The organism is Xenorhabdus eapokensis (genome assembly GCF_001908105.1).
This window is the reverse complement of the sequence record NZ_MKGQ01000001.1, coordinates 136,347-155,702: the sequence shown is the minus strand read 5'-3', so window position 1 is coordinate 155,702 and position 19,356 is coordinate 136,347. Positions and strand designations below refer to the sequence as shown.

Here is a 19,356-nt window from a genome sequence, read left to right as displayed (position 1 = left end):
ATACCCCGATATACTATTGCCCACTCAAAATTCGCGCTGGATCAAGTTTACTGGCTCGACGAGCAGGATACCAACTCGCCAACAAGCTTAATACCAGTGCCGTTAACAGAACATAAAACACATCCATAACATGCAATTCTGACGGTAGAAAATCGATAAAATAGATATCTCCTGAAAGGAGTTGGTGTCCAAGCAGCTTTTCTATCCCTTTAATGATAGTCGTCAAATTTAATGATATGAAAATTCCAACAACGGCACCGATTATGCTACCTATCATGCCTGTCAGTAATCCATACCATAAAAAAATTGCCCTGATATGGCTATCCTTGGCTCCCAGCGTGCGCAAAATAGCGATATCACTGCTTTTATCCTTCACGGCCATAATCAATGTTGAAATAATATTAAAGCAAGCAACACCAATCACCAGAACCATCGCCAAGTACATGATGCTACGTACCATCTGGATATCGTTGTACATATAACCGTAATCTTTTATCCATGTGCTGATATACACATATTTTCCTGTCGCGTTACCTGCGTCCCAAACACGTTGCTCTGCGGCAAAAACATTATCCGCTTTAATGGCAATACCTGTGATTGCACTACCGTAATCCAGATAGTTCTGTGCATCAGCCAAAGGAACAAGAGCCAGACTGTGATCTAACATGCCGCTTAACTGGAAAATACCCGCAATTTGTAAACGAATACGTTTAGGCTGCAAAAGTTTCAGGCTTGCCTCATTATTGGGGATCATGACAGTCACCCAATCACCCTGTTTCACGTGCAGTGAATCAGCCACTCCCTGGCCTAAAATCACCTGATTCTTTCCTGCCCTGAACGTTTTCCATGCCCCATGACGCACAAACTGCGGCAGAGTACTCACACTCATCTCGGTATCCAGATCGACCCCACGTACCTGTATAGCATGCAGTTTTTCACCACGTTCCATCAGGCCAGTAAACTCAATATAGGGAGAAGCTCCTGCAATACCTGGTGTCTGTTTTACCTGCCTGAGGGCGGTTTCCCAATCCTGAAAAGGCTGCTCCACAGCATAAATCTGCCCATGCGGAACAACGGAAAGTATCCGATTTTGCAGTTCTCGTTCAAAACCGTTCATGGCACTCAGGCCAATAATCAGCACCGCAACACCCAGCATGATGCCCAGCGTCGAAATGACAGAGATCAGAGAAACCATGCCTGAACGACGTCGGCCACGACTAAATCGTAATGCGGTAAATAATGCAAGAGGCAGATTTACCATTACATCTCCCCCGCCGTCAGGGTTAATTTATCCTGTAAATATCCATCATGCATTTCTACCTGACGTGCCAGTTGATTGGCTAATTTCAGATCATGGGTGACAACAAGAAAGGCAGTGCCTTGCTGTTGGTTCAATTCTTGTAAAAGCCGAAACACACTGTCAGCATTTCGTTGGTCAAGGTTACCCGTTGGCTCATCCGCCAATACCAAAGAAGGTTCGTTTACCAATGCGCGGGCAATTGCGACACGTTGGCGTTCTCCCCCTGACAGTTCAGATGGCCGATGATGCGCCCGATTTTCCAGCCCAACCGCCGCCAGCATATCCAATGCTTTTGGTTGAGCACGACGTTTCTGACCACCAATCAGGAGTGGCATCGCCACATTTTCCAATGCCGTAAAATCAGGCAACAAATGGTGAAACTGATAAATAAAACCAATTTCTCTGTTACGTAATTCTGCCCGTGCCGATGAAGACATTTGGTTGAGTGATTGCCCTTTGAAAAGGACTTCACCAGACGTCGGTGAATCCAGGCCTCCAAGCAAGTGCAAAAGCGTACTTTTACCAGAGCCAGAACTACCGACAATGGCCATGATTTCTCCTTGTTGCATGGAAAAAGTGACATCCTTGAGTACTTCTGTAGAAATTTTTCCTTCCTGATATTTTTTGCACAGTTGATGACACAGTAATAAAGGGTGATTACTCATAACGTAAAGCCTCAGCAGGTTGGGTGGCAGCCGCGCGCCAGGAAGGGTATAGCGTCGATATTAAGGAGATCAGCATGGCACTGATAGCGATCAATATGACTTGCGTAGTATCAATCGCAACCGGTAATTGCATGCCCTCAGCCAGCAAACCGATAATTGGCATGAGGTTATTTAACTGACTGGAGAGCAATATTCCTAATCCCGTTCCCAATACAGCGCCAATAATGCCGGCTCCCACTCCCTGGATCATAAAAATAGTCATGACCTGACGGCGGGTCAGCCCTTGTGTCTGCAAGATAGCGATTTCACCCTGTTTTTCCATCACCAACAAGGAGAGAGAGGTTATAATGTTAAAAGCAGCGACGGCAATGATTAGGCTCAGTAATAATCCCATCATGTTTTTCTCCATGCGAACCGCCTGAAAGAATTCCCCTTTGCGTTCGCGCCAATCTTTCCATATCAGCCCTTTTGGCAGGGTTTGCTGGCTCAACTCATCTACTAATAGAGGCTGATCAAGAAACAAACGCCAGCCCGTAATATTACCAACGGGATAGCGCAACAATCTGGCTGCATCCTGTTGATTAACCAGCATTTCTGTACTATCAGCTTCACTGTTGGCGAAAAATGTGCCCGCGACAGTGAATAAACGCTGGCTGGGAATTCTGCCCATTGGCGTTAACTGGCTGGCACTCGGCACGATAATACGGATTTGATCACCCCGTTTTACCCCTAATTTGGCCGCCAATTTTTCGCCCAGAATGACAAAATAACGTCCGGGTTGTAGTTGGCTGCGATCAACATTGACAAGATGTTCCGCCAACGGCACATATTCATCACGGTTAATACCGAGCATGACACCAACACCAACATTGTGGTGACTCTGTAGTACCACATCTCCTTGTACAATCGGCGTTATGCGGCTCACGCCTTTTAGCCCAGCAAGCTGATGACTTGGGTGTTCAACGGGGTTAATAGAGCTTTTTTCCGATGTAATGATAGCCTGCGGCATAAAGCCCAGAATGCTATTTTCTAATGAACGCTCAAAACCGTTCATGACTGACAATACTGTGATCAATGCCGCCACGCCTAGCGTAATGCCAATCGCTGACAACCATGAAACAAAACGGCCAAATTTATCGACCGCCCGCCCGCGCATATAGCGCAATCCTATAAATAATGAGACAGATTGAAACATGAAATCTGTTACGCCCCTGTTGCCAAAGCAAAGTGTTCGAGGATAATAAAGGGTAGCAATACTTTATGGAACCACCCGTATCCCGGTTCTGTGGTTTTTTTTACTTTCTCTCAACCTGCCAGCGTATTTATTGTAAGGCCACTGGGGCAAAAATGTGTTGGGAATGGACTGAATCTTAGAGAACACATCAAACGCTTATGTCAGCAAAATATCGTTATCAACTTCCTGAAAGCCGCGGTGATACCCGCTACTTAGGCCATTTAACGGGTGCAGCCTGTGCCGTTGAATGTGCTGAAATCATTGAACGTCACCCAGGAATAATTCTGCTGGTGACCAAAGATATGCAAAATGCTCTACGATTGCGTGATGAAATTCAACAGTTCACCGACGCACCAATAAATATCATGTCAGATTGGGAAACTTTGCCTTACGATAGTTTTTCTCCTCACCAAGAAATCATCTCCAACCGCCTGTCCACGCTTTATCACTTACCATTTATGGCGAAAGGTGCATTAATCCTTCCCGTCAATACGTTGATGCAACGTGTCTGCCCACACGATTATCTCAAAGGACATGCGTTGGTCATGCACAAGGGGCAACGTCTTTCACGTAATAAACTGCGGGCAGAATTGGAACAAGCGGGTTACCGCAGTGTTGAACAGGTACTTGAACATGGCGAATTTGCGACACGCGGTGCCTTGTTTGATCTCTTCCCGATGGGCAGTGAGTATCCTTATCGTATTGATTTTTTTGATGATGAGATCGACAGCCTGCGCACTTTTGATGTGGATAGCCAACGCACATTGGCTGAGGTGGAAAAGATCAGTTTATTACCAGCACACGAATTCCCAACCGATCAAGATGCGATTGAGCTGTTTCGCAGTCAATGGCGCGAACAGTTCGAAGTCCGTCGTGATGCTGAACATATTTATCAGCAAGTCAGCAAAAAAATGCTCCCTGCTGGCATTGAATATTGGCAGCCGTTGTTCTTTGAACGTCCCTTGCCTGCCATCTTTGAATATCTGCCTGCAAATACCCTGTTGATTACTCAGAATTTGGTCAGTGCGGCGGAGCGTTTCTGGCAAGATACCAAACTTCGCTTTGAAAGCCGCAAAGTTGATCCCATGCGCCCGTTGCTCGCTCCTGAACAACTCTGGTTGCCTGTCAATCATCTCTTCGCGGAATTGAAAAATTGGCCTCGTATTGAAGTTGATAATGAACCCTTGCCCCAAAAAGCAAGGAATACCAACTTAGCCTATCATCCCCTGCCTGATTTATCGGTTGCTGCCCAGCAAAAAGCGCCATTGGATAAATTACGCCGTTTCATAGAGCAATTCAGCGGCGAGGGTAAGGTAGTGTTTTCAGTGGAAAGCGAAGGACGCCGAGAATCCATACAAGAGTTATTATCTCGCATCAAAATCAAACCCCAAAAAATAACCCAGTTAGCTGACGCCAATAATCCAGGCCATTACTTGATGGTTGGAGCCGCAGAGCATGGTTTTATTGATGCAGACAACAATCTTGCCCTGATTTGTGAAAGTGACATGCTTGGCGAACGTGTCAGCCGTCGTCGTCAAGATAATCGGCGTACTATCAATACCGAGACATTGATCCGTAATCTCGCTGAATTACGACATGGACAACCGGTTGTTCACCTTGAACATGGCGTTGGGCGCTATCAGGGGCTAATAACGTTAGAAGCAGGTGGCATTAAGGCAGAGTACCTTATCCTGACTTATGCCGGAGAAGATAAATTGTATGTGCCTGTCTCTTCTCTTCATCTCATCAGCCGCTATGCGGGTGGTGCTGAGGAGAGTGCTCCCTTGCATAAATTGGGAGGGGAGGCATGGAACAAAGCACGCCAGAAAGCGGCTGAAAAGGTGCGTGATGTTGCTGCCGAACTCCTGGATGTTTACGCCCAACGTGCCGTCAAACCAGGTTTTGCTTTCAAGAACGATCGCGAACAGTACCAACTGTTCTGCCAAAGTTTTCCATTTGATACAACGCCCGATCAAGAACAGGCCATCAATGCAGTACTTGATGATATGTGCAAACCTATCGCTATGGATAGGCTGGTATGTGGCGATGTCGGGTTTGGGAAAACAGAAGTAGCGATGCGTGCCGCGTTCCTGTCCGTCATCAACACGAAGCAAGTGGCAGTCCTTGTGCCAACAACCTTATTAGCGCAGCAGCATTATGATAATTTCCGCGATCGCTTTGCAAATTGGCCTGTGCACATTGAAGTGATGTCACGCTTTCGTAGTGCAAAAGAACAACAGCAGGTCATTGATATGGCAGCAGAAGGTAAAGTGGATATCATTATTGGTACTCATAAACTCCTGCAAAGTGATCTGCGCTGGAAAGATCTCGGTTTGTTGATCGTTGATGAGGAACATCGCTTCGGGGTTCGCCATAAAGAGCGTATCAAAGCTATTCGGGCTGATGTTGATGTTCTGACACTGACCGCAACCCCAATCCCTCGTACACTCAATATGGCAATGAGTGGCATACGCGATCTCTCCATTATCGCCACTCCCCCTGCCCGCCGTCTGGCAGTGAAAACGTTTGTACGCGAATATGATAGCCTCGTGGTACGTGAATCTATCCTGCGCGAAATTTTGCGCGGCGGGCAGGTTTACTACCTATATAACGATGTTGAAAACATTGAAAAGGCAAAAGCCCGACTGGAAGAGTTGGTTCCCGAAGCCAGAATTGTTGTGGGGCATGGGCAAATGCGTGAGCGTGATCTGGAACGCGTGATGACGGATTTCCATCGCCAACGTTTTAATGTTTTGGTGTGTACCACTATTATCGAAACGGGTATTGATATTCCCAGTGCCAATACCATCATCATCGAACGTGCCGATCATTTTGGTTTAGCCCAATTACACCAATTACGCGGACGGGTCGGGCGCTCTCATCATCAAGCCTATGCCTATTTGTTAACACCCCATCCAAAAGCTATGACCAGTGATGCGCAAAAACGGCTGGAAGCCATTGCCTCTCTCGAAGATTTGGGCGCTGGTTTTGCATTGGCTACCCACGATTTGGAAATTAGGGGAGCTGGCGAATTATTGGGTGAAGACCAAAGTGGACAGATGACCAGCATCGGTTTCACTCTTTATATGGAATTATTGGAAAGCGCCGTTGATGCCCTTAAAAATGGGCGGGAGCCTTCGCTGGAAGATCTTACTAACAACCAGACTGAGATAGAATTGCGTATGCCTGTGCTGTTACCGGATGACTATATCCCTGATGTCAACATGCGCTTGTCTTTCTATAAGCGCATTGCCAGCGCACGGAATCATCTCGAATTGGATGAATTGAAAGTCGAACTTATTGACCGATTTGGTATTCTACCCGATTCAGGACGCCAACTGCTGCAATCTGCTGCTATTCGCCTGCTTGCCCAACAACTCGGTATCAAACGCATTGAAGCACATGAAAAAGGCGGTTTCATTGAGTTTGGTAGTCATAATAAAGTCGAACCGAATTATCTCATTGGTTTGTTGCAAACGCAGCCCAATGTTTACCGATTGGATGGTTCCTATAAATTGAAATTTATTACTGAATTAACTGAGCGAGCTACTCGTTTATCGTTTATCCAGCAATTATTAGAAAATTTCGATCTGCACCAGAGCGATGCCTAATCGAGCCACTTAAGCGATAAAAAAGCAATACCATGATTGCACTATTTTGTTTGCCCAGTTCGCCAATATACAACTTTATGCGAACGACAAGCGAAATAGTGCAATCACTTTTACCTTTAACCTTCGACTAATAGTTAAGAGAAACTCATTGTTGTGAATACGATCCCAGGATCAATTGGCCTTTCTCATTTAAAGGGATAGTGTCATCAGGTTTGTACGCCATCCTGATTTTTCCTGGTTGTTCGCCAATGACATAATTTACGTCATAGGCAACGACACGGGGTTTTTTAAAATGAAGTTCTATGCAGTTTTTTAACGTCGAGTGGATTAAAGCGGGATAGTTTCTATTAATTTTCAATTGGTTAATGAGAATTAAAATACGATATTCATTTTTAATCAAATGATGATGGGCCATATTTTTTCCTATATCAGGAATGGGAAATACTGCGATATGACAATAGGATTGACGAAAAACAACCGTTGACCTGATGGGTTCCGCAGATAATACATGCGCAACGCTGGGGCGTGGGGATTCAAAATAAAACGTTGCAGATGCACCGATGATAGCAATAGTGATAATAGTTATTATAGAACTCATTATATACTGTCTTATCGTTAGCTTAACCACATAGCACCTTGATATATTAATAGTTTTCCACACGATTTTATTAAAAGAATATTTCACCACGATTTTAAGTAAGCTAAAAATGCGCTAAATTCATTATTGAGAAAAATCCTATTTCATTAAGCGTTAATACATGGGGATTTATCACAATAAAGGTTGCTATATAAAAAGCACATACAACATAAAAAATATAAGTTATCTATCCTAATGTTCTGATCCTACAGACTGTAGCAAATTTATAATGCCAAGGTAACCTCACTAAAACAGGCTCTATTATAACGATTAATTAAATCTACTGATAAATTATTTGATTGCCTATTAGATAGGTATGCATAACTAAGTCAATTAAATGTATTTTGTTAACATATCAATATAATTATTGGTCATTATTTTAAAAAGTTATCACATATAACAATAATTAATTTATTAAAATAAGGCCTGAACTTGATTCAAATACAGGTTTATTCAATATAGTAAATAACCAAGACAAATTTAGAGAAGAATAATTATGATATGTATAATAATAAACATAATGAGTAGTTAAATGACTCATCTCAATAAATTACTCAAGATGAGCCATTTTTCGGCTAATTAATGCAATTTCAGGCGTGGACGAATAACGCGGTTAATTCCACCGACCAGCATCATTAAACCTGTTTTAATATATCCATGCAGAGCTACCTGATGCATACGATACAAAGAGATATAAACCATACGAGCAATACGGCCTTCAACCATCATTGAACCACGCATCAAGTTCCCCATCAGACTACCGACAGTACTGAACTTGGATAATGAAACCAATGAACCATGATCTTTGTAAACATACTCTTTCAATGGTTTTTCATTCAACAGTGCCAAGATATTGTCATAGCAACGGCTTGCCATCTGATGAGCGGATTGCGCACGAGGAGGAACAAAACCACCTTCTTTTTTCGGACATGATGCGCAATCCCCAATAGCAAAAATATGATCATCCCGTGTGGTTTGCAAAGTTGGCTTTACAACCAATTGGTTGATACGGTTTGTTTCCAATCCACCAATATCTTTCATAAAGTCAGGGGCTTTAATTCCCGCAGCCCAAACCATCAAGGACGCTTTGATCTGCTCGCCCTCTTTGGTATTCAACCCATGCTCATCAGCACTGGTGACCATTGTCTTGGTTAATACCTTAACACCCAGCTTAGTCAACTCCTGATGGGCTGCACTGGAAATGCGGGTCGGCAATGCAGGCAGGATACGCTCCCCTGCCTCAACCAAAGTCACGTTAAGGGCGTCTGAATTCAAGCTTTCAAAGCCATAACTGTTAAATTGCTTAACTGCATTGTAGAGTTCCGCGGAAAGCTCTACGCCAGTCGCCCCACCGCCAACAATCGCGATATTCACTTTTTCTTCTGCGCAGTGATTGGCAGAATATTTCAGGAACAGGTTCAACATTTCATTGTGGAAACGATGTGCCTGTTGCGGGTTATCAAGGAAAATACAATTTTCCTTCACACCAACCGTGCCAAAATCGTTAGATCGGCTGCCCAATGCCATGACAAGAATGTCGTAAGCCAGTTCACGCTCTGGTACTAACAAATCACCATCTTCATCACTGATCCCAGCCAGAGTAATTTTCTTCCCTTCACGATTGATATTCGTGAGTGTACCTAGCTGGAAATTGAAATAATGGTTACTTGCATGGGCCAAATAACTCAATGCATCAACACCATCATCGAGAGATCCCGTTGCCACTTCATGCAATAGTGGTTTCCATAAATGGCTATTATTACGATCCACCAAAGTAATTTCGGCTTTTTTCTTACGCCCTAATTTGTGTCCCAAACGCGTTGCTAGCTCTAAACCACCAGCGCCCCCACCAATGATGACAATTCTTGTCTTTGGCGTTGTCATGAATACCCCACTGAAAATACAACATAATGTTATGTAAGGCGCTAAGTTCGTTTCTTTGAGTAAAAAACCTTAAATAACGTCCTTAAATAACTTCAAGCTAAACAAATTTCATATTGCAAATATCTCCAGAATATCATGGCAGGTCTGTTGGTCATACCAAAAATAATCACAACCAAACTCTTTTGATTAATTAGACATCAATCACAAAAATTGTTCACACAAACTCTGTAACGCCTGGTTAGCCTTTTGCCAACGTTCAGATTTCTGTAAATCTTCCAGACTAAGTTGTTTGCCTTGATGGTATAACCGTTTAACCTTGGATGATTCAATTATCGGCAGGTTGTCCAGCACACTGACCGCGCCTTCTCGATTGTTGCACACTAAGATCATGTCACAACCGGCCTCTAATGATGCTGTAGCCCGTTCAGCATAACTGCCCATCACTGCTGCGCCTTCCATCGACAAATCATCGGAAAAAATAATGCCTTTAAATCCTAATTGTTCACGCAGGATGGATTTTAACCAATAGGGTGAACCACTGGCAGGACGGTGATCTATCTGAGGATAAATAACGTGCGCAGGCATAATGGCATCCAGCAAGTTACGCTGGATAAAATCGCGGAAAATCACCATATCATGGCAGCTAATGGCATCCATAGAACGGTTATCCCTTGGTGTTTCTTTATGGGAATCAGCCGTCACGGCGCCATGTCCTGGAAAGTGTTTTCCCGTCGATTTCATGCCCGCAGAGTGCATTCCTTGGATGAATTTTTCGGCCATTATCATCGCTGGCTCAGGCTCTTCATGGAATGAACGTTCACCAATTGCTGTACATTGATGTCCTAAGTCCAATACTGGCGCAAAGCTGATATCGATATCCATAGCGATCATTTCTGATGCCATTAACCAGCCAGATTCTTTTGCCAGATGTGCCCCCATCAACATGTCATGTACACAAGCAAAAGATTGTGCCGCAGGTAAACGCGTAAAACCCTCATGAAAACGCTGAACACGTCCGCCTTCCTGATCAACCGCCACCACCAGACGGTGGCGGGAAGCTGTGCGAATTTGGCGCACCAGTTCACGTAATTGCTCTGGATCGTGGAAGTTGCGGGTAAACAAAATTAAGCCACCCACTGATGGGTGCTGTAGAATTTCGCGCTCTTCGTTATCCAATTCATAGCCAACAACATCCAACATTACTGGCCCCATAGCCTTCCTCACTTCTCTTTATATTGGTTATTAGATTCATTACGACAGGTTAAAAGCCTGGCGTAAGGGATGTGCCAGCGACAAAAATTGTTGGTCTCTCGTCTGCTGCCAGCGCACTTCATACCACATCAACATCATATAGATGACCCAAGGCTCCCATCGCTTAATTTGTTGCTGTAATAATTGGATATCTGAATATCCTGATGCCTGGGTACAATAATAATCCAAAAAAGTGTTTTGCTGTACCTCATCCCATTGATTTCCCTTGAATAGTACAGCCAGTGAAAAGCCGATATCGATATCCGCAGCATACTCCCAATCAATCAATTTTAACCCTTTTTCAGTCAGTAATAGATTATCCGAGTGAACATCCATATGGGCAGGCGCTATTTTTAGTACGGTGGGTAATCTGGCTGCCATAAAAGATTTGTGCAGGCGTAACCAACGAGGAGATAAGCGTCTTCTGTCAATCTGCTGCCACTGAAATGCAATTTGTTTTTTTAATTGAAGGGGATAACCCAATGGAGAGTGACTATGAAGAATAGCAAGAGTTTGAGCCAAGGGTTGCTGTAAAGCTGGCTGATTCAATGTGCCTGGTTTTACTTTTGTCCCAGTGAACCACTCAAGCAACAGCCAGTTTCCGTGCATAGCCACTACCTTAGGCGCAATACCGCTGGAAGATAACCGCCGCAAGATCTGATTTTCTCGTTGGCGATCCACACCGAGCATTTCATTCTGCGGTGTTTGCGCGCGTCCAACCATCTGGCGCACTTCATTTGTGGTGGTATTAGCAATATAGTAACTTCCCTGTGTCAAACCCGTTAATGGCCTAATTTCCCAAGAGCCTACGGGCATATCAGGCCATAACTGACATAGCATCCTGAGCAAAGCATCGTCGTTAGTTAAAATATGACTGTTAGTTAACGTCACCACGACCTGACCAAAGTATTTCACCCGTTTTAACCAGCATTAACTGCATCTCCAGTTCACGCTGACCATGATTATTGGAGACAGCAGAATAGAGAACATAATCGGCGTTTAAATAACGTGCCAATCCAATGGACTTACTGCGCGATCCCAGACTATCTTCCGATGATAACCCTAACGCCTGTCTGGCTAAATGAACCTGAGATTTCGGTACAACCTGAAAAACCTGTTTATTGCTGATGACACTTGTGATCACATCTGTGGCTTTCAGGGTTCGCAATGAGCCATTAGTGTTGTTCTTGACCGAATCAACAAGCAGTAATTTCCCCGCTTCCACACCATTAGCATTAATCATCTGATCAGCTAACGGCTGAACGATACTATCCCAATTAATAGATTGAATTTTAGGCGGTTGAGGAACTTTTTCTGATGGCCTTACCGACGGTTCCGGTTTTTTCTTTGGCTCCACCGGTGTAACAGGAGCAGGCGGCTGTGTTTCTGTAACGACACAACTCGCCAGCAACATTGCTGATAGCATAACAAAGAGAATTCTTTTCATTAATCTACTCCAGTTACATCACTACTTTGTACCGATATTCATAAATGAGGTTATTATTTTGCTAATAGCGGTCCCAATGGACGTCCACCCACTAAGTGCATGTGGATATGGAAAATTTCCTGTCCAGAATGGCGATTACAGTTCATGATCAGGCGATAGCCATCTTCTGCAATGCCTTCTTCTTTTGCTATTTTTGCTGCTACGGTAAACAGACGTCCCAAGGCAAGTTCATGATCAGCGGTAACATCATTAACCGTTGGGATCAGTACATTAGGTATGATCAAAATATGGGTTGGTGCCTGAGGGGAAATATCGCGGAACGCAGTGACCAAATCATCCTGATAAATAATATCAGAAGGAATTTCTCGACGGATGATTTTACTAAAAATAGTTTCTTCTGCCATTTTACTTCTCCTGTTTATTGTGAGGCCTAAAAACACCGTGTGACATGACTCACTTAGTTTTCTTTAATATTGATATGAAACAGTTCACAAAAATTTCTTGTCGTCACCGCCGCCAATTCATCAATACTGACACCTTTCAATACTGCCATATATTCAGCAACATCACGTACATAAGCCGGCTGATTCTGTTTACCTCGATGGGGAACCGGTGCCAGATAAGGTGAATCAGTTTCTACCAGAATGCGATCGAGTGGCACAAATCTTGCCGCCTCACGGATCTGTTCGGCATTACGGAAGGTGACAATACCAGAAAAAGAGATATAAAAACCCAAATCCAGCAAAGCCCTTGCCGTTTCTTTATCTTCCGTGAAACAGTGCAACACACCACCACAATCTTGTACTTTTTCTTCCCGCAAAACCATCAAGGTATCGTCTCTTGCGTCACGGGTATGCACAATCACTGGCTTATGTAATTCACGGCCAATGCGAATATGTTCACGAAATGAAGTTCTCTGGAGTTCAGCATTTTCTTGCTGATAATAATAATCCAGACCCGTTTCCCCCATTGCGACAACTTCTTCATCCGCAGCCAGTCGGGCAAGTTCTTCGAAATCGTAACCTTCATCCAAATTCAATGGGTGGATGCCACAGGAATACGCGACATTTTCCCGCTGGCCAATCAATTCCTTCATTTGCCGGAAACCAGGCAACGTGGTTGCCACCGCCAACATATATTTCACATCCCGCTCAGCCGCTTTCGCCACAACATCATCTACACTTTGGTGCAGCGTTTCATAATCAAGGCAATCGAGATGACAATGCGAATCAACTAAAAACATAATATTGCTCGTATCTAACTAAGTGACTGTGCAGGGCAAAATTGTCTTTCCCAATTGAGTAATTGCTCCGTTAGCAACAATTCCCGATTGACTCCCGCCACAGATAATAATTGATGACGGCAGTGTACCCAATCATCAACGGAATTTAATAATGTTTCTATACTTTGGCTAGAAGCCAGATAATGAATCAAAGACTGCTGATCCTGGTTAATACAGTAATTCTGCGACTGCTGCCGCCATTTCACTGCATCGGATAATAGGCTGATCAACCAATGCAAAGATTGCTGCACATCATCACGATTCAATAATGGTAAAAGTGACAGGGTATCACACTTAGGTAATGCCTGTTCAATCGCCTGGCAAAGTGAACTCCTCTGCTGCCATTTTTCAGTTTGGAGTAGCTGCTCCGCTGCCAATGGCGCTCCCTGAGAAAGCCTTAATGCTGTTTGTGCATCCAAAGAGGATAGCGTTGGAAGCTGTTTTTGTAGCCAATAAAGCCCCATTGAGGATTCAGGAACCGGAATAAAATAGTAAAAGCAGCGGCTGCGTAATGTTGCCAGCAAGTTTACAGGGCTTTGACATTGCAACAAAAAGTACGTGTTTTGCGGCGGCTCTTCCAACGTTTTTAATAGGGCGTTAGAAGCAGCATCCGTCAGGGATTCTGCGGATGTGATCCAGGCAATTTTAGCGCCCCCTTGCTGAGAATATTCATAGAGCTTCTCGCTGAGTTGACGTACTGCATCGACCCCAATGGCATTTTTCCCCTTTTCAGGAGCAAGAACATGCCAGTCCGAATGCGTTTCCGCCAACATCAAATGACAGCCGTGACATTTGCCACAGCTTTTAATGCCCTGTTTATTCTGACACATTAGCCAACGGCTCAGACCATACAATAATGCATCAGCGCCCATTCCCACATAAGCATGAAACAAAATAGCATGATGCCCACGCCCTTGTTGATGGAGTTCAACTAACTGACGGTATGCATGATTAAGCCACGGATACCAATTCATACCTGAATTTTCTGTACTTTTAGTCAATGTTCTTTAACCAATGTTCTTTAACCAGGCAAGTAAGGTATGGCGAATATCATCCTGTACGCTTTCCAGCGGTTGGGTTGCATCAATCTTTTTGATACTGTCATCTTTCGCCATAAGTTCGAGATACCTTGTACGGGTACGCTGGAAGAAGTCTAAGGACTCCTTTTCAATCCGATCCAATTCTCCGCGCTCAAGAGCACGTTGTAAGCCCACTTCTGGAGGCACATCAAGATAAAGGGTTAAATCCGGAGAAAAATCGCCCAATGCCGCTTGGCGTAGTGATGCCATTAAGTGCTGATCGATACCTCGGCCGCCTCCCTGATAAGCCTGGGAAGAGAGATCATGACGATCACCAATGACCCAGGTTCCCTTTGCCAAAGCCGGCTTAATAATATTCTCCACCAATTGAACTCTGGCGGCATATAACATTAATAGTTCTGCTTTATCTGTCAGGGATTCGCCTTCAACCCCTTGCTTAATCAACTCACGTAATTTTTCTGCTAACGGTGTCCCGCCAGGTTCACGGGTAAGAACCAAATCAGAAATACCCTGCTGTTTCAAGGTTTCAACCACTGTTTGGATTGCTGTTGTTTTTCCAGCACCCTCAAGCCCTTCAATGACAATAAATTTGCTACTCATTTATCCTGCTTTAACCTTTGGCGATAAAGGCTTACTGCCTTATTATGTGCTACCAGATTGGTGGTGAATGTGTGCCCCCCATCGCCATTCGCCACAAAATATAAATATTCTGTGACAGCAGGATGCGCTGCTGCCTTAATGGAAGCCAAACCAGGCATGGCGATAGGTGTTGGTGGCAACCCATCAATCATATAAGTATTGTATGGTGTAAGTGTGTTGAGATTGCTGCGAAAAATCGTCCCCGTATATTTCTCCCCTAATCCATAAATCACTGTCGGATCAGTTTGCAGTCTCATCTTTAACCGTAGACGATTCACGAAAACAGAGGCAACTTTGGTTCGTTCAGCTTCAATTGCCGTCTCTTTTTCAATAATGGAGGCCATGATCAACATTTCATAGGCACTTTTATATGGTAGGTTCTTTTCCCTGTTTTCCCATTCCTGCCCGACGACTGTTTTCATTTTGTTATGGGCTCGTTTAAGCAATTCCACGTCACTCGTGCCTGCTGTATACAGATAGGTATCAGGATAAAACCAGCCTTCCAGTGACTCAGCCTCTTTCATGCCTAAAGCATCAAGCAGCTCTTTCGATGTCTTGTTTTCTATTTCATGTTTTAAGTATGACGCACTCTGCAATATTTTTGACCAATCAGAAAGACGACTACCTTCAACAAAGCGAATAGCAAATTGAGCTTCTTTGCCACTGGAAAATAATTGCAGAACAGCCTTTAAGGACATGCCTTTTTGCAAGCGGTAAGTTCCGGCTTTAAACTTCGCCAGATCTGGCTGAACGCGAAATAACCATGGCAGTAATTGGTTATCTTCAATCAATCTATCCTGAATCAGTAAGGCTTCCAGTCCAGCTCGTCCAGTTCCCGCCGGCACAGTAAATATCAGCTCTTGACTAAGATTAATCTCTTGATCAGCAAAGTTCTCGATTTTCTTCATAAAAGAAAAAAATACCATCACAACAATCGCAATCAACAATCCAGGCAGAATGAAAATGCGCTTTTTTAGTTTCATTCGATAATCACTTTTATTGGTGCTTCTGAATACTCACTAAACTTTTAAACATTCAGGTAATAAATATTCATGCAACTCTCTTGATTGATATTTCCACTCAGGTTGATTTTTATGCGCTTGAATTTGGCTTACTGGTACCACTGGCATTAAGGAATTACAGATAATCACTTCATCTGCATAAGCCAAAGCTTCGGGATAACGCATAACACAAAATAAGTGATAATCACTTTTCGCCAACAATTCAATGATCTTCTGTCGCATGATGCCTTCCACCCCGCACTGGTTAAGGTCAGGCGTATAAACATTTTTTCCTTTTCGCCAGAAAATATTGGCAGTACCGCATTCAACCAATAAACCATCACTATCAAGTACCAGGGCTTCATCTGCTCCAGATTGTTCAATGAACCGTTTAATTAAAACCTGCTCCAAACGATTTAAGTGCTTAATACCCGCCAGATAGGGATTAATTCCCATTGGAACGGGACTAAGGGTCAATGACACACCTGTTTGACGCTGAGTAATATATCGTTCAGGATATGAACTCAGAGACAAGATCCGTGTAGGCTCAATCGTATCAGTAAAACCATAGCCACGGTTTCCCGAACCTCTGGAAAGAATGACTTTCAACACACCGGATCCACACCCTTTCACTACCTGTTTAATATGGTTCTCAAGTTGGAACCAATCCAGTGCTGGCATAAAGAGTTTTTCAACACCTTTCTGCAATCGTTTTATGTGCAAAGGTAGCAAAGCTGGCAACCCTTGCTCAACCCTTATTGTGGTAAAACAGCCGTCACCAAACTGTACCGCACGATCATTAACAGGGATATGATCGCACTGATTACCATTAATCCAATACGTCATGTTAACTTCTTATTTTTGATAAAAAAGCCCCAACATTTGCTGGGGCTTTTCATAAACACTTTTCATGAACACAAAGTGATTTTAGATCTTGCGGAAAATCAATGACCCGTTGGTGCCACCGAAACCAAAAGAGTTACACAATGCGTATTCCATTCCTTCCACGTTGCGCGCTTTACCTGGAACTAAATCCAGACGACAATTGTCATCCTGATTCTCCAGGTTAATGGTTGGAGGAATAATCTGATCACGCAGAGAAAGAACAGTGAAAATAGATTCAATTGCCCCTGCTGCACCCAACAAATGGCCTGTCATTGATTTGGTGGAACTCACCAATACTTTAGTGCCTTCACCAAAAACAGATTCCACTGCACGCGCTTCCGCAATATCACCAACTTGGGTTGAAGTCCCATGAGCATTGATGTAACCCACTTGTTCTGGTGAAATTCCCGCATCTTTCAGGGCATTTTGCATCGCTAAAGCAGCACCTGCGCCATCTTCAGGAGGCGATGTCATGTGGTAAGCGTCACTGCTCATGCCAAAGCCAACAACTTCAGCATAGATTTTTGCACCACGTTTTTTTGCGTGCTCATACTCTTCAAGCACAACAACCCCTGCACCATCGCCCAGAACAAAACCGTCACGATCTTTATCCCAAGGACGGCTTGCACCTTCAGGATCATCATTACGGGTTGACAATGCACGGGCAGCACCAAATCCAGCAACGCCAAACTCAGTACTCGCTTTTTCTGCACCACCTGCCAGCATAATATCAGCATCATTATAGGCAATAATGCGAGCTGCATGGCCTATATTATGTACGCCAGAAGTACAGGCAGTTGCAATGGAAATGCTCGGACCACGCAGGCCATAAAGGATGCTCAAATGGCCTGCCACCATATTAATGATGGTTGAAGGTACAAAGAATGGGCTGACCTTACGAGGCCCTGCCGATAACAGTGTACTGTGATTTTCTTCGATCAGACCCAATCCACCAATACCAGAACCAATAGCAGCACCAAAGCGGCTAGCATTGGCTTCTGTTACTTCGATTCCTGCATCTTCAATGGCTTGTTTGCCCGCAGCAATACCATACTGAATGAAGAGATCCATCTTTCGTGCTTCTTTACGCGAAATATTGAAATCTTCATGATTAAAATTCTTCACTAAACCTGCAAACTTCGTTGCATGGTTAGAGGTATCAAAATGTTCGATAAGGCCGATACCACTCTGTCCGGCACAAACAGCGTTCCAAGAAGACTCTACTGTATTGCCGACAGGAGATAACATGCCTAGTCCGGTCACGACTACTCGACGCTTAGACACGGTTATCCTCCAGGGAGGGAAAAAATTTGGGACGAAAAACATAGGCGGTCGAACGACCGCCTAGGTATGTATGCTTATTTACCTGCGTTTTCAACGTAGTCAATAGCAGCTTGAACTGTAGTGATTTTTTCAGCTTCTTCGTCTGGGATCTCGATATCGAACTCTTCTTCCAGAGCCATTACCAGTTCAACTGTGTCAAGAGAATCAGCGCCCAAGTCATCAACAAATGAAGCTGTGTTCACAACTTCTTCCTCTTTAACACCCAGTTGTTCAACGATGATTTTCTTAACGCGTTCGTCGATAGTGCTCATACTATTAAATTTCCTATCAAAACTCGCTTCTGCGATGGTTTTCGTAGTTTATAAAATACAGGAAAAGATGCAACCAAATCCCGGCTGGTCGAACCACAATCTGCTTTTTTTGTATAAAAAATACATCAAAAACAGTGGGTTCGCTCATTTTTAGATCATGTACATGCCACCATTGACATGTAATGTTTCACCCGTGATGTAAGCGGCCTCGTCAGAAGCAAGAAACGCTACAGCACTGGCAATTTCCTTTGCATCACCAAGACGATTAGCAGGTATTCCAGCAGCAATACCCGCACGTTGTTCGTCTGTCAACGCTTTGGTCATATCAGTTTCGATAAAACCAGGTGCAACAACGTTAACAGTGATGCCACGGGAAGCGACTTCACGAGCCAATGATTTACTAAAACCAATAACCCCTGCTTTCGCTGCCGCGTAATTTGCCTGTCCCGCATTTCCCATTGTTCCAACAACAGAGCCAATGGAAATAATACGTCCATAACGTTTTTTCATCATAGAGCGCATTACTGCTTTTGACAGACGAAAAATTGAAGAAAGATTAGTGTTAACAATATCTTGCCACTCATCATCTTTCATGCGCATCAACAAGTTATCACGAGTGATGCCTGCATTATTAACTAAAATGTCTATTTCACCAAATTCAGCACGAATATTCGATAGTGCATTTTCAATAGATTCTGAATCTGTGACATTTAGTACAAAACCTTTGCCTTTATCACCAAGGAAGGCACTGATTGCTTCAGCTCCCTGCTCACTGGTTGCGGTGCCAATAACACGTGCACCACGTTCAAGCAATAATTCTGCAATCGCGCGACCTATGCCACGGCTCGCACCAGTGACCAGTGCAATTTTTCCATCAAAGCTCAT

At 43.8% G+C, this 19,356-nt stretch carries 18 protein-coding genes; 1 reads left to right on the top strand and 17 read right to left on the bottom strand.

Annotated elements, in window-relative coordinates; translation table 11 throughout:
- Positions 1-13: 13 nt before the first annotated feature.
- Genes lolE through lolC form a run of 3 tightly spaced genes read right to left on the bottom strand, consistent with a single transcriptional unit; the run spans position 14 to position 3,160 of the window.
- Positions 14-1,261, bottom strand: coding sequence for a lipoprotein-releasing ABC transporter permease subunit LolE (gene lolE / locus Xedl_RS00645; RefSeq protein ID WP_074022141.1), 1,248 nt, complete (start codon positions 1,259-1,261; stop codon positions 14-16).
- Positions 1,261-1,965, bottom strand: coding sequence for a lipoprotein-releasing ABC transporter ATP-binding protein LolD (gene lolD / locus Xedl_RS00640; protein ID WP_074022140.1), 705 nt, complete (start codon positions 1,963-1,965; stop codon positions 1,261-1,263). The genes lolE and lolD overlap by 1 nt, the downstream gene beginning before the upstream one ends.
- Positions 1,958-3,160, bottom strand: a complete 1,203-nt coding sequence (gene lolC, locus Xedl_RS00635; RefSeq protein ID WP_074022139.1) for a lipoprotein-releasing ABC transporter permease subunit LolC — start codon at positions 3,158-3,160, stop codon at positions 1,958-1,960. The genes lolD and lolC overlap by 8 nt, the downstream gene beginning before the upstream one ends.
- Before the next feature lie 197 nt (positions 3,161-3,357).
- On the opposite strand from lolC, the gene mfd reads away from it, so the two are divergent.
- Entirely contained in the window at positions 3,358-6,810 is a 3,453-nt protein-coding gene (gene mfd, locus Xedl_RS00630; protein ID WP_074022138.1) for a transcription-repair coupling factor, read from the top strand.
- A gap of 145 nt (positions 6,811-6,955) precedes the next feature.
- Here the strand turns inward: mfd and umoD are convergent, their stop codons facing one another.
- The 14 genes from umoD to fabG form a co-directional block, all read right to left on the bottom strand.
- Positions 6,956-7,438 (bottom strand): UmoD family flagellar biogenesis regulator, encoded by a 483-nt coding sequence (gene umoD, locus Xedl_RS00625; RefSeq protein WP_074022137.1) that lies wholly within the window; start codon positions 7,436-7,438, stop codon positions 6,956-6,958.
- 588 nt (positions 7,439-8,026) lie between these two features.
- Entirely contained in the window at positions 8,027-9,331 is a 1,305-nt protein-coding gene (locus tag Xedl_RS00620) for an NAD(P)/FAD-dependent oxidoreductase (protein WP_074022136.1), read from the bottom strand.
- A 201-nt stretch (positions 9,332-9,532) separates the two neighbouring features.
- Entirely contained in the window at positions 9,533-10,543 is a 1,011-nt protein-coding gene (nagZ, locus tag Xedl_RS00615) for a beta-N-acetylhexosaminidase (protein WP_074022135.1), read from the bottom strand.
- Positions 10,544-10,582: 39 nt separating this feature from the next.
- Positions 10,583-11,497: a phosphotransferase gene (locus Xedl_RS00610; protein ID WP_244149647.1), complete on the bottom strand. Its 915-nt coding sequence runs from the start codon at positions 11,495-11,497 to the stop codon at positions 10,583-10,585.
- Positions 11,460-12,029, bottom strand: coding sequence for a penicillin-binding protein activator LpoB (gene lpoB, locus Xedl_RS00605; RefSeq protein WP_074022134.1), 570 nt, complete (start codon positions 12,027-12,029; stop codon positions 11,460-11,462). The genes Xedl_RS00610 and lpoB overlap by 38 nt, the downstream gene beginning before the upstream one ends.
- Positions 12,030-12,082: 53 nt before the next feature.
- Complete coding sequence (hinT, locus tag Xedl_RS00600; protein ID WP_074022133.1) at positions 12,083-12,433, bottom strand: purine nucleoside phosphoramidase; 351 nt, start codon at positions 12,431-12,433, stop codon at positions 12,083-12,085.
- A 53-nt stretch (positions 12,434-12,486) separates the two neighbouring features.
- Positions 12,487-13,272 carry a metal-dependent hydrolase gene (locus Xedl_RS00595; protein WP_074022132.1) on the bottom strand — a complete coding sequence of 262 codons (786 nt, stop codon included), beginning with the start codon at positions 13,270-13,272 and terminating at the stop codon, positions 12,487-12,489.
- Between the two features lie 14 nt (positions 13,273-13,286).
- Positions 13,287-14,285: a DNA polymerase III subunit delta' gene (gene holB / locus Xedl_RS00590; protein WP_074022131.1), complete on the bottom strand. Its 999-nt coding sequence runs from the start codon at positions 14,283-14,285 to the stop codon at positions 13,287-13,289.
- 33 nt (positions 14,286-14,318) lie between these two features.
- Positions 14,319-14,951: a dTMP kinase gene (tmk, locus tag Xedl_RS00585; RefSeq protein WP_074022130.1), complete on the bottom strand. Its 633-nt coding sequence runs from the start codon at positions 14,949-14,951 to the stop codon at positions 14,319-14,321.
- Complete coding sequence (mltG, locus tag Xedl_RS00580) at positions 14,948-15,973, bottom strand: endolytic transglycosylase MltG (RefSeq protein ID WP_074022129.1); 1,026 nt, start codon at positions 15,971-15,973, stop codon at positions 14,948-14,950. The genes tmk and mltG overlap by 4 nt, the downstream gene beginning before the upstream one ends.
- 36 nt (positions 15,974-16,009) lie before the next feature.
- The gene (pabC, locus tag Xedl_RS00575; RefSeq protein WP_074022128.1) at positions 16,010-16,837 is read right to left on the bottom strand and encodes an aminodeoxychorismate lyase; all 828 of its coding nucleotides are present in this window, start codon (positions 16,835-16,837) and stop codon (positions 16,010-16,012) included.
- 81 nt (positions 16,838-16,918) lie between these two features.
- Positions 16,919-18,160 carry a beta-ketoacyl-ACP synthase II gene (gene fabF / locus Xedl_RS00570; RefSeq protein WP_074022127.1) on the bottom strand — a complete coding sequence of 414 codons (1,242 nt, stop codon included), beginning with the start codon at positions 18,158-18,160 and terminating at the stop codon, positions 16,919-16,921.
- A 74-nt stretch (positions 18,161-18,234) separates the two neighbouring features.
- Complete coding sequence (gene acpP, locus Xedl_RS00565; RefSeq protein ID WP_012989255.1) at positions 18,235-18,471, bottom strand: acyl carrier protein; 237 nt, start codon at positions 18,469-18,471, stop codon at positions 18,235-18,237.
- 150 nt (positions 18,472-18,621) lie between these two features.
- A complete protein-coding gene (gene fabG / locus Xedl_RS00560) occupies positions 18,622-19,356 on the bottom strand; it encodes a 3-oxoacyl-ACP reductase FabG (protein ID WP_074022126.1) in 735 nt (244 codons plus the stop codon).

What these genes read in the sequence shown, in the direction of transcription:
- holB (WP_074022131.1), bottom strand. Translation starts at nt 14,285, where the DNA reads ATGAATTGGTATCCGTGGCTTAATCATGCATACCGTCAGTTAGTTGAA.
- lolD (WP_074022140.1), bottom strand. Translation starts at nt 1,965, where the DNA reads ATGAGTAATCACCCTTTATTACTGTGTCATCAACTGTGCAAAAAATAT.
- Xedl_RS00595 (WP_074022132.1), bottom strand. Translation starts at nt 13,272, where the DNA reads ATGTTTTTAGTTGATTCGCATTGTCATCTCGATTGCCTTGATTATGAA.
- acpP (WP_012989255.1), bottom strand. Translation starts at nt 18,471, where the DNA reads ATGAGCACTATCGACGAACGCGTTAAGAAAATCATCGTTGAACAACTG.
- lolE (WP_074022141.1), bottom strand. Translation starts at nt 1,261, where the DNA reads ATGGTAAATCTGCCTCTTGCATTATTTACCGCATTACGATTTAGTCGT.
- nagZ (WP_074022135.1), bottom strand. Translation starts at nt 10,543, where the DNA reads ATGGGGCCAGTAATGTTGGATGTTGTTGGCTATGAATTGGATAACGAA.
- mfd (WP_074022138.1), top strand. Translation starts at nt 3,358, where the DNA reads ATGTCAGCAAAATATCGTTATCAACTTCCTGAAAGCCGCGGTGATACC.
- Xedl_RS00620 (WP_074022136.1), bottom strand. Translation starts at nt 9,331, where the DNA reads ATGACAACGCCAAAGACAAGAATTGTCATCATTGGTGGGGGCGCTGGT.
- fabG (WP_074022126.1), bottom strand. Translation starts at nt 19,356, where the DNA reads ATGAGCTTTGATGGAAAAATTGCACTGGTCACTGGTGCGAGCCGTGGC.
- lolC (WP_074022139.1), bottom strand. Translation starts at nt 3,160, where the DNA reads ATGTTTCAATCTGTCTCATTATTTATAGGATTGCGCTATATGCGCGGG.
- lpoB (WP_074022134.1), bottom strand. Translation starts at nt 12,029, where the DNA reads ATGAAAAGAATTCTCTTTGTTATGCTATCAGCAATGTTGCTGGCGAGT.
- tmk (WP_074022130.1), bottom strand. Translation starts at nt 14,951, where the DNA reads ATGAGTAGCAAATTTATTGTCATTGAAGGGCTTGAGGGTGCTGGAAAA.
- mltG (WP_074022129.1), bottom strand. Translation starts at nt 15,973, where the DNA reads ATGAAACTAAAAAAGCGCATTTTCATTCTGCCTGGATTGTTGATTGCG.
- hinT (WP_074022133.1), bottom strand. Translation starts at nt 12,433, where the DNA reads ATGGCAGAAGAAACTATTTTTAGTAAAATCATCCGTCGAGAAATTCCT.
- pabC (WP_074022128.1), bottom strand. Translation starts at nt 16,837, where the DNA reads ATGACGTATTGGATTAATGGTAATCAGTGCGATCATATCCCTGTTAAT.